At 76.0% G+C, this 5,941-nt stretch carries 3 protein-coding genes and 1 other RNA gene; all 4 read left to right on the top strand.

Features of this window, described 5'->3' with window-relative positions:
• Positions 1–80: signal recognition particle sRNA small type (ffs, locus tag C6N75_RS20885), an RNA gene on the top strand; the annotation flags it as partial.
• Between the two features lie 101 nt (positions 81–181).
• The gene (locus tag C6N75_RS20880) at positions 182–2,593 is read left to right on the top strand and encodes a DNA polymerase III subunit gamma and tau (protein WP_105870441.1); all 2,412 of its coding nucleotides are present in this window, start codon (positions 182–184) and stop codon (positions 2,591–2,593) included.
• A gap of 166 nt (positions 2,594–2,759) precedes the next feature.
• Complete coding sequence (gene purD / locus C6N75_RS20875) at positions 2,760–4,010, top strand: phosphoribosylamine--glycine ligase (RefSeq protein ID WP_105870440.1); 1,251 nt, start codon at positions 2,760–2,762, stop codon at positions 4,008–4,010.
• Between the two features lie 287 nt (positions 4,011–4,297).
• Positions 4,298–5,941, top strand: a 1,644-nt coding sequence (locus C6N75_RS20870) for a M48 family metalloprotease (protein ID WP_258177519.1), incomplete at its 3' end; no start/stop codon positions are given.

Raw genomic sequence — 5,941 nt, 5'->3', positions numbered from 1 at the left:
CTCTCTGACTGAACTCCCCCAGGGCCGGAAGGCAGCAAGGGTAGGTCGGCTCTGGCGGGTGCGTGGGGGGCCCTTTGCGTTCCGCGGGGCGGTGCGCGGGTGGGTGCGGTCGGTCCGGCGGGGCGGTGCGCGGACGGGCGGGCCCGGCCGGTTGTCGGTGGGGCCCGATATCGTCGTAAGCGTGTCGTCCCTCGCCTTGTACCGCCGCTATCGCCCCGAGACCTTCGCCGAGGTCATCGGGCAGGAGCATGTGACCGACCCGTTGCAGCAGGCGCTGCGCAACAACCGGGTCAACCACGCGTATCTGTTCAGCGGGCCGCGGGGGTGCGGGAAGACGACCAGCGCGCGGATCCTCGCGCGCTGCCTGAACTGCGAGCAGGGACCCACGCCCACCCCGTGCGGCCAGTGCCAGTCCTGCCAGGACCTGGCGCGCAACGGCCCCGGGTCGATCGACGTCATCGAGATCGACGCCGCCTCGCACGGAGGCGTGGACGACGCCCGGGACCTGCGGGAGAAGGCGTTCTTCGGCCCGGCGAGCAGCCGCTACAAGATCTACATCATCGACGAGGCGCACATGGTCACCTCGGCGGGGTTCAACGCCCTGCTGAAGGTGGTCGAGGAGCCGCCGGAGCACCTGAAGTTCATCTTCGCGACGACCGAGCCGGAGAAGGTCATCGGGACGATCCGGTCCCGCACGCACCACTACCCGTTCCGCCTGGTGCCGCCCGGCACGCTGCGGGAGTACCTGGGCGAGGTGTGCGGCAAGGAGCGGATCCCGGTCGCGGACGGGGTGCTCCCGCTGGTGGTGCGGGCCGGCGCGGGTTCGGTGCGTGACTCGATGTCGGTGATGGACCAGTTGCTGGCCGGCGCCGCCGAGGACGGTGTGACGTATGCCATGGCCACCGGTCTGCTCGGGTACACCGACGGCTCGCTGCTGGACTCCGTGGTGGACGCCTTCGCGGCCGGGGACGGGGCGGCCGCCTTCGAGGTGGTCGACCGGGTCATCGAGGGCGGCAACGACCCGCGCCGCTTCGTCACCGACCTGCTGGAGCGGCTGCGCGACCTGGTGATCCTCGCGGCGGTGCCGGACGCGGGGGAGAAGGGGCTCATCGACGCCCCTGCCGACGTGGTGGAACGGATGCAGGCGCAGGCCTCGGTGTTCGGCGCGGCCGAGCTGAGCCGCGCCGCCGACCTGGTCAACACCGGGCTGACCGAGATGCGCGGCGCGACCTCGCCGCGGCTCCAGTTGGAGCTGATCTGCGCCCGGGTGCTGCTGCCCGCCGCGTTCACCGACGAGCGGTCGCTGCTGGCCCGGCTGGAGAAGCTGGAGCGCAGCGGCCCCGCCCCGGCCGCCGTCTTCCAGCAGCCCGGCCCCGGCCCCGCCGTGGGGTACGTGCCCGGGCCCGACGCCCATGTCCCGCAGGCCCTGCAGCCCGCGCCGACCGCGTCCGCTCAGCCGCCCGCCGCGCCCGCGCCTGCGCCCGCGCCGGAGCCGCAGGTCGCGGCCGAGCCGTCGGCCCCGGCTTCCTCGTCCGGACGGCCGGGCGCCTGGCCGTCCGCCGGCGCTCCCGGCTCCCAGCCGGGCGGTACGCAGGGCGGTGGCGGTACGCAGGGCGGTGGCGGTACGCAGAGTGGTGGTACGCAGGGCGGTGGCGGTACGCAGGGTGGGGGGCGTCCCGGGGCCTGGCCGTCCGCGTCGGCGCCGGGCAGCCGGACCGCCGCGCCGGCCGCCCCGCAGCCCGCCGCGCCGGCGGCGACCGGGGGCGGGCAGCCCGGGGCGGGCTCGCCCGGCATGGCCCAGGGCGCGGTGCAGGTGCGGAACATGTGGCCGGACGTCCTGGAGGCGGTCAAGGGCCGCCGCCGGTTCACCTGGATCCTGCTCAGCCAGAACGCCCAGGTCGCCGGGTTCGACGGCACCACCCTCCAGCTCGGCTTCCTCACCGCCGGCGCCCGGGACAACTTCGCGAGCAGCGGCAGTGAGGACGTGCTGCGCCAGGCGCTCGCCGACCAGTTCAACGTGCACTGGAAGATCGAGGCGATCGTCGATCCGTCCGGCGGCTCGGCTCCGCCGCCCCCGCCCGGCTCGGGCGGACCGTCCGGCGGCTACGGAGGCGGCCAGGGCGGTGGTGGCTACGGCGGCGGTTACGGCGGCGGCCCCGGTTCGGGATACGGGTCCGGCGGGCACGGCGGCGGTCCGGGTGCTCCGAGTGGGCAGGCGGGCGGGGCGCCTCGGGCCTCGGCCCCGCCGGCTCCTGCGGCGGTCGGTCAGGGCGGGTCTGGCGGTCACGGCGACCAGGGCGGCTCCGGTGGATCCGGCGGATCGGCTGGATCGGGTGGATCGGGGGCGCGTGGGGGCCAGGGCGGTGGCGGTGGCGGTGCGTCCGGGGCGGGCGGCTCCGGGTATGCGGCGGATCGGTCGGCCGGCGGCGGCGACCGGGCGCCGGTCGCCCCGCCTTCGCGGCCGCCGGTGCGCCTGGAGGACGACGTACCGGAGGAGGACGACCCCGACCTGGTGGACTCCGCGCTCTCCGGCCACGACCTGATCGTGCGCGAGCTCGGCGCGACCGTGGTGGAGGAGTACACCAACGAGTAGCGGGCGGGGGCCGGACGCAGGTGGTGTTTCACGTGAAACACCACCCACGACCTGACCTCGGCGGAGCCTCGACGAAGCGGTCCGGACGAAGCTACGAAGGCGGAGGGCCCGTCCGGCTGGCGGCCCGCACAAAGGGCCGCCCCGGCCGCGGGCTACCCTGGCTCGCGTGAAGGTCCTCGTCATCGGCGGCGGCGCCCGCGAACACGCCCTGTGCCGCTCCCTCTCCCTCGATCCCGACGTCACCGCTCTGCACTGCGCGCCCGGCAACGCCGGAATCGCGGAGGTCGCCGAGCTGCACCCGGTGGACGCCCTCGACGGCGCCGCCGTGGCCGCGCTGGCCGGCGAGCTGGACGCCGGCCTCGTGGTCATCGGCCCGGAGGCCCCCCTGGTCGCCGGCGTCGCCGACGCCGTGCGGGCCGCCGGCATCCCCTGCTTCGGCCCGTCCAAGGAAGCCGCCAGGCTGGAGGGCTCCAAGGCGTTCGCCAAGGACGTGATGGCCGCGGCCGGGGTCCCGACGGCCCGCTCGTATGTCTGCACCACCCCCGAGGAGATCGACACCGCGCTGGACGCCTTCGGCGCTCCCTACGTCGTCAAGGACGACGGGCTCGCCGCCGGCAAGGGCGTCGTGGTCACCAGTGACGTCGAGCAGGCCCGTGCGCACGCCCGCTCCTGCGAACGGGTCGTCATCGAGGAGTTCCTGGACGGCCCGGAGGTCTCGCTCTTCGCGATCACCGACGGCAGCACCGTGCTGCCGCTGACCCCCGCGCAGGACTTCAAGCGCGCGCTGGACGGCGACGAGGGCCCCAACACCGGTGGCATGGGCGCTTATTCGCCGCTCCCGTGGGCCGACCCCAAACTGGTGGACGAGGTGCTCCAGAGCGTTTTGCAGCCCACCGTGGACGAGCTGCGCCGGCGTGGCACGCCGTTCTCCGGGCTGCTCTACGCGGGCCTGGCGATCACCTCCCGCGGCGTGCGGGTGATCGAGTTCAACGCCCGCTTCGGCGACCCCGAGACCCAGGTCGTGCTGGCCCGGCTGCGCACCCCGCTTGCCCGGGTGCTGCTGCACTCCGCCAACGGCACGCTGGACAGCCAGCCGCCGCTGACCTGGCACGAATCCGCCGCCGTCACCGTGGTCGTGGCCTCCCACAACTACCCCGGCACTCCGCGCACCGGCGATCCGATCACCGGCCTGGACGAGGTCGCGGCGGCGGACGCCCCGCACGCCTACGTGCTGCACGCGGGCACCCGGCAGGAGGGTGACGCGGTGGTCAGCGCCGGCGGACGCGTGCTGTCGGTCACCGCCGTCGGCGAGGACCTGGCGGAGGCGCGCAGCCGTGCCTACGCGGCGGTGGAGCGCATCCGGCTGGACGGCTCCCAGCACCGCACCGACATCGCCCGCACCGCCGCCGGAGACTGACTCGGCCGCGGCGGCGGATCCCCGGCCCGCACTTCTGTCCGGAATCCGCCCTCAGCTTTGCCCAAAGCCATTCCATCGAGTGATGACTGAGCCATCCGGATGACGCCTGCCGGTGCCCTGACTAGGGTGCCGCGCAGGCGTTTCGGCGTGTTCCGGCACTTGGCCCACCGGCATTGCGATGTCAGTGGCGGGTGCCACAGTGGGGAACGTGACCGACGCCGCCACGAGGCAGCCCGAGGCAGGGCAGGAGGGGGTGACGTACAGCCGTGTCAGATCTCGCGAAGGGGATGGGTGAGGAGCGGGGCGCACAGGCCGCCCGGGCCCGTGCCCTGTCCGTGCTGCGGGTGCGCGGACGGGCGACGGCCGTGGCCCTGCTGCCCGCGGCGGTCGCCGTCGTGCTGCTGGCCGGCGGCGCGACCGGGCGGCTGACCGGCGCGGGCTGGGACGCCGCGCGCTGGGCGGTCTCGGTCCTCGCGGTGGCCGTGCTGGCGGCCGGGGCGGCGGTGGCCGCGGTGGTGGCCCGCGCCAGGCCGGCGCGCACCCCGACGGTGGACATCCCTGAGGAGTCCGCCCCCGACCTGTACCGACTGGTCCACGACCTCGCCGGGCGGATGGACGTGCCGGCGCCCTCGGCGATAGCGCTGACCCCGGACTGCGACAGTTGGCTGGAGGACCGCGCCATACCCGGCGCAGGGCGCGGCCGTGGCGCCGACGGCCCGCCGGTGCTGGTGATCGGCTCGCCCTTCCTGTGGTGGATGCGGGTGGCCGAGCTGCGGGCGGTGCTCGCCCCGGTGGTCGCCGGCACCGGCCCCTCGGCCCACCCGGACATAGCCGCCGCCCGCCGGTTCGTCCGCGGCCTGGACGCGGCGGTCGCCGCGGTCGAGCGCCCGGAGCCGGGCGCGGGCCGGGGAGGGGTACGCCGGTGGGGCGCGCAGTTCACCGGCGCGGTGGCCCGGATCCTGCTGCGCTCCTGCCGCGCCCACGCCGCCGAGATGGAGCGGGGAGTGGCGGCCGCCGGCTCGGAGCGCGCCCGGGCGGTGGACTACGGGCTGCGGATCGCCGCCCAGGAGCAGGTCGGCCTGGCGTACGCGGGCTGGGACCGGCTGCTGACGAGGGTGGCGCTGCCCGCCTGGCGGATGGGGCGCTGGCCGTCCCGGCTGGACGCGGGGGTCGTCTCGGCGCTGACCGAGCTGTCCCGGCGGGACCGGCTCGCCGAGGGGTACGCCTCCCGGCTGGGCGAGCGCCCCGCCTGCGACCTGCTGGAGGAGCCGGGCCTGGTCGACGAGGCCACCTCGCTGCTGGCCGCCCGGCTCTTCCACGGCGGCCCGGCCCGCCCCGGGCCGAGCTGGGCGCCGGTGGACTGGCAGGAGTATCCGGACGAGGTGGTCGACCGCACCTGGCGCACCGAGGCCGCCCGGCTGCACCGCGTCCTCGACCGCCTGGGCGTGCCGCGCGACGCCGACGCCACCCTCGCCCGGGTCATGGACCACCTCTCGACCGGCGCGGACCACGGCGGCGACGCCCTGGCCGCCGCGATCACCGCGGAGGTCTCCCGCACCGGGACGGCCCCGCACGTAACCGCCCCGTACGTGGCAGCGCCGCCCTTGACCGCCCCGCACGTGACCGCGCCGCACCCGGAGGCCGCGTCCACCGGGGCGCCGACCACCGACACACCGCTCACCGACACACCGCTCCCCGATGCGCCGACCACCGACACACCGCTCACCGGGACGCCGGCCCCGGGGGTGCCGACCACCGGGGCGCCGACTACCGGGACCGCGCCGGCCCCTTCCGCCACCAAGCCGGCACGCCCCGCCCCGGCGACCGCCGGCGGCCCGGACGGCGCCGACGAGCGGGCGACCGCTCCCACCCACGACGGCACCCCGGTCCCGGACGACGCCCGCCCGAGCCCCTGTCTCTTATACACATCT

Source organism: Streptomyces solincola, from assembly GCF_002982015.1.
Lineage (GTDB): Bacteria > Actinomycetota > Actinomycetes > Streptomycetales > Streptomycetaceae > Streptomyces > Streptomyces solincola.
This window is presented reverse-complemented; position numbering and strand designations above follow the sequence as displayed.